The organism is Pseudomonas sp. NFACC16-2 (genome assembly GCF_900119205.1).
Taxonomy (GTDB): Bacteria; Pseudomonadota; Gammaproteobacteria; order Pseudomonadales; family Pseudomonadaceae; genus Aquipseudomonas; species Aquipseudomonas fluorescens_Q.
The window spans coordinates 1-4,277 of the sequence record NZ_FPIX01000082.1; the positions used below are offsets into that span (position 1 = coordinate 1).

General features: G+C 52.6%; 1 protein-coding gene and 2 pseudogenes. All 3 read left to right on the top strand.

Translation table 11 applies throughout. The features are described 5' to 3' along the window. A pseudogene (locus tag BT116_RS29900) lies at positions 1-408 on the top strand (hypothetical protein); the annotation flags it as partial. A 272-nt stretch (positions 409-680) separates the two neighbouring features. Continuing rightward, entirely contained in the window at positions 681-2,492 is a 1,812-nt protein-coding gene (locus BT116_RS29905) for a hypothetical protein (RefSeq protein ID WP_072349376.1), read from the top strand. 179 nt (positions 2,493-2,671) lie between these two features. Further along, a pseudogene (locus BT116_RS29910) lies at positions 2,672-4,277 on the top strand (hypothetical protein); the annotation flags it as partial.

Genomic DNA, 4,277 nt, shown 5'->3' on the forward strand with positions numbered 1-4,277 from the left:
AAAACCTATGTGATGGATGAACTCGTGGCGACTTATAAAGGGTATACGGCGTCGGTTTACATGGTGGTTACACAGACAACTCCCGCGATAACCATTCAAGCCCCTGGCAGCTTGAAAGGTTTGACAGAAGTCGCTTTAAGAGCCATAGCCAATAACAGGGATATTACCGAACACGTTGAATGGAGTATTGAATTCAACGGCCCCGGCTCATGGCACAGCGAAACCCCAGGCGTCTATAAGGTTGACGAAATGGCCCCGCAGGCTTTCGTGTTCATCAGAGCGTCCTGGGACTCGGTGGTTATAGGTGTTCTTGAAGGTCATCTACTGCTGGCGCTGCCCTTGCTCGATATTCCCGATGTGCCGCTGAGTGTTGCCGCGATTGAGGGCGGGACAGGCCTGGCTTATTGATCTGTATAACGACTTGCTATTAAAGCTCCCCATGGGCTCGACGCCTTGGTGCAACGCAATAGCGTTGTAGTCGACATAGTCGTCGGTCATGACATTGCCGCGATGGCCATAATGAACGGCGCTTTTTTAACGGGAGGGCTACGGCGAGTTGTCGATACGGTAACAGACTGCAGAGCACCGGTAACCTAACAGTTCTGATAGTGGTCGGCGCGATCGGTCAGGGGTAAAACGTCTTTATCGCTGCATGAAAACTCAACGAGGGTGTCAAACCCATGAATACAAAAGATGCCCCGCCGGCTCCCCACATTCCGCTGCTCGGTCGCGATAACGTGATCGATCTGGAGGTGTTGGGAACAGACGACTTGTTGACCTATGTGCAGTACCCAGGGCTTGCAATAGGTCATGGGATCGAACCCAACTGGCGAGGGCGTAGCCCGTTGGGCGAAGCGATCGATGAAACCAACTACCAGGATGTCGATGACCGTTTGGAACATGACGAGAATGGTCAACCAAGAATGCCGATAGTGATTGAGAACGCCAAACTCATCGGCCTGGATCAGGGCGAAGTGTTTTACTCCTATCGGCAATCGGATGGCGGACCGCTGGGGGAAGAGTCCCGGCGTCTGTTTTTTTATGTGGGCAAGCGCGTCGGTATCCTGAGCTTGCCTGTGGCGCAGATGAAGGAATCTCACGCATTGTGCGTGGACCCAAGCGCCATCGCCGGCCCCGCGCTCATCTCCACCGCGCCTTATCAGGCGATGGCCGAAGGTGATGAGCTTACTTTCACCTGGGTGGCCCATCGCGCTACCGGAGGGACCCCTACGACCCATACGATACGCCGGACATTGAGCGCCGATGACGTGGGCAAAACCCTGGAGTGGTCTTTGCCCAAGGCACAACTCACATTGATCCAGAACGGTGGTCATGGGGTTATGCGGTACCAGGTGCGGTACGCCGATCCACAGGATCCGCTCACGCCCGAATCAACTTCCGCCGAACAGACCATTACGGCAGTGGACACCCTTGAACCGTTGTTGCCTGAACTGATTGTCGCGGGTGCCGACAGTGGCTCGATTGACCCGGCACGACACCCCGATGGCTTGCCCGTGCAGGTGCCACTGTATGGCAGCCGGCAGTCAGGTGACGTGGTGACGGTATATGCGCAAGGCGACACCAACCTGCTCGCTACCGCGCTGCTGGATGTGTCGGCGGTCGAGAGCGGGATCATCACGCTGGTCCTCGAACACCGCTGGTTACAGGAGAACAACGGCAAGGTTGTCGAGCTGCTTTATCACTATGCGCGGGCAGGGGCTTCGTTCAGCTCGCGCCCGTTGACGCTGATGGTTCGGCGCCCCCTTGAGCTGTATGCACCGAATGTGGATAAGGCCAATCTTTACGATGACGACGGGTCGGGAGTGGTCAAGGGGTGGGTGAATGCCGCTGATGTGCTGACCGGGGCCGTCATCGATATCCCGCAGGACTCCGTGATTGGCAACGATGACAAGGTCAGCATGATCTGGGACGGCTTTGGCGATCCGCTGGTGGTGACGACACCCTCGATCGGCAACGACAGGCGATTCAACATTCCCCGTACCGCCGTACCGATGAATGTGGGGAAACATGTTTTGATTCATTACGAGGTTCTGCCGCCAGATGAAGCCGTTCCTCACGCTTCACCGTTTTATGATCTGGAAATAAGAAACTTCGACAGTGGTTGGCCGCGGATCCAGGCGGAAAGGCCGAGACTTAGCGGTGGCTCTATCAAGTTGAGCGAGATCACCGACCCGGTCATGCTCTTTAAATTGGAAAGCTGGTATTTCATGGCGGAAGGGCAACTTCTAAAAATTCAGGCAAGCGGCGTATCGTCAGCGACAGGCCAGGTAGTGACTCATACGATGCGTGACGAAACGCAGCCCCTTACCGACGATGAATACTACGTTGGATATATATTGCCAGCGCTTGATAAGGGCTTTTTAAATTCGCTGGTAATGGCTGAAAACCTTTCTATCTTGGTTCAGTTGAGTTACGACCAGGGCAGCACTTATAAGAAGGTGGATGAACGGCTGTTTCTTCTGGCGCCCTGAACGCACTATTTTTTTGGATGGAAAGACTGATTGTCGTTGAAGGGCACGGTTCGGTAATCGCTTTTTGCTGTTCCGGCGATCAGATGGTTTTGTGACGTTTATCTCGATAGGAAGCGCTCAGTCGTGAGTGTGCGAGACGGCTCGGCTCACCATTGATTTTGACATTTGAGGGTATGGCAATGGCAACTACCTATACGTTGGCAGAGCTTCTGAGCTGGATGAAGGATCAGGATCGCATGAGCAAATGGGATGCGATTGTGGCCATGGAACGCAACAAAACCAATCTCCTGCTGATTCAAAACTACATTGATAAGTTCAATTTGGGCAGCTATATCCCGGCCATCACCGGAACCATTGCAACAGGTGGTAGCGGTGGCAAATTTCGGGAATATATTCAAGATTTTGAAATGGATGTACCTCGTTTGTATTTCGAGGATACCGGTCTTGATAATTCGAAGGCCAATCTGCGGATGGCCGTTGTGGCCGGTCGTCAAGTCTCCATCGAAAAAGACGTGACGGTGTGGCATGTCACGCGCATCTTGGATTATGACCCGCTGGACGGGCCGAGCTTATTCCTGGACCTGTTATTGCCCGAGGTGTCGGGAGAAATTGCCGACAATGGGAATATCCGCCTGGACCTGAGCAAAAGCGATAACTTTCGCTTGACGTTTGCCGAAACCCAGACAGAACAAGAACTGGCCGGCAGAGTTTTCAAGGCCTTGTTTAATCGATTGGATGATGAACAGCGTGTCTGGACCCTGGGCACGATTAAGCGGGGCACCAACCCCATGATGCAACCGCATTCTTTCGCCTTGCGCACGCAGCAGGGTAGCCAGGAGGGCGAGGGAGCGATGCTTGCCTTCGTGCGCATGGAGGGTAGACATGAGGGAGACACGCCTGGCGCGAACAGCGGTTTTCGTTACTTGATCCCGAATGACGCCGGAAGGGATTACTCTGCCACTGTATTGGTAGGGCGAGGCCGAGTAGTTATTGCTGAGTTGGTTCGATCGCTGGGGGAGATGATTGAGAGCAATGATTTTGATTATGTTTTTGATGACGGTAACGGAGATATTGTTGCGACAGCTAAAAGGGGGGGGATTAAGATTCCTCGTGGGGCATTTAATCATCGTTTGGAAATGACCTCCGTGTTGGGTCCAATATGGGCGGATCTTGAGATTAGTCATCCTGAATTTCTTCTAGCGGCCAGTGGACGTCTGAAGGTTGAGCTGCATGGGCAACAGATCAGCGTTCGGTGGCTATGTGCCGGGCATGTTAGCGCTAGCATGAATGTCGTAGCAACTAATTTTGAGGCGCTTCAAGAGCTCATAGATATATATCCGAACAGGAGCTTGTATTACCATTTAACCGTCACGGCGTATTACCAATTAATTGATGATGGCGCCGGTGGCACGTTGAAAAGAATAAGGTATGATGTTGAAAGCGCTGTAGATCCTGAGTCGGGTGTTGATATTTTTAAGTTTGGCGATGCCGTTAAGCGTAAGTTGAGTTTGGCAAATTCAGTAGATCCAATAACGGATTTAATAGGCAGGCTGTTCATTTTAATAGGGCTGATAATGATACAGCTTGCTGAGATTTTACTTAATTTGTTGTCGACGGATGCGTCGGAGATAATCGCGGGTGCAATCAAAGAGCAGTTCCCTACGGGCCGCGTTGTGTCGGGATTTATTGCGGAAAATCTCGAGCTTAACTACGGCGAAACCATTCAGATGCTCAATTTACAGTCCCCTCATGATGTCGGCCTGTTCGGTCGCATCAATCCCGCTC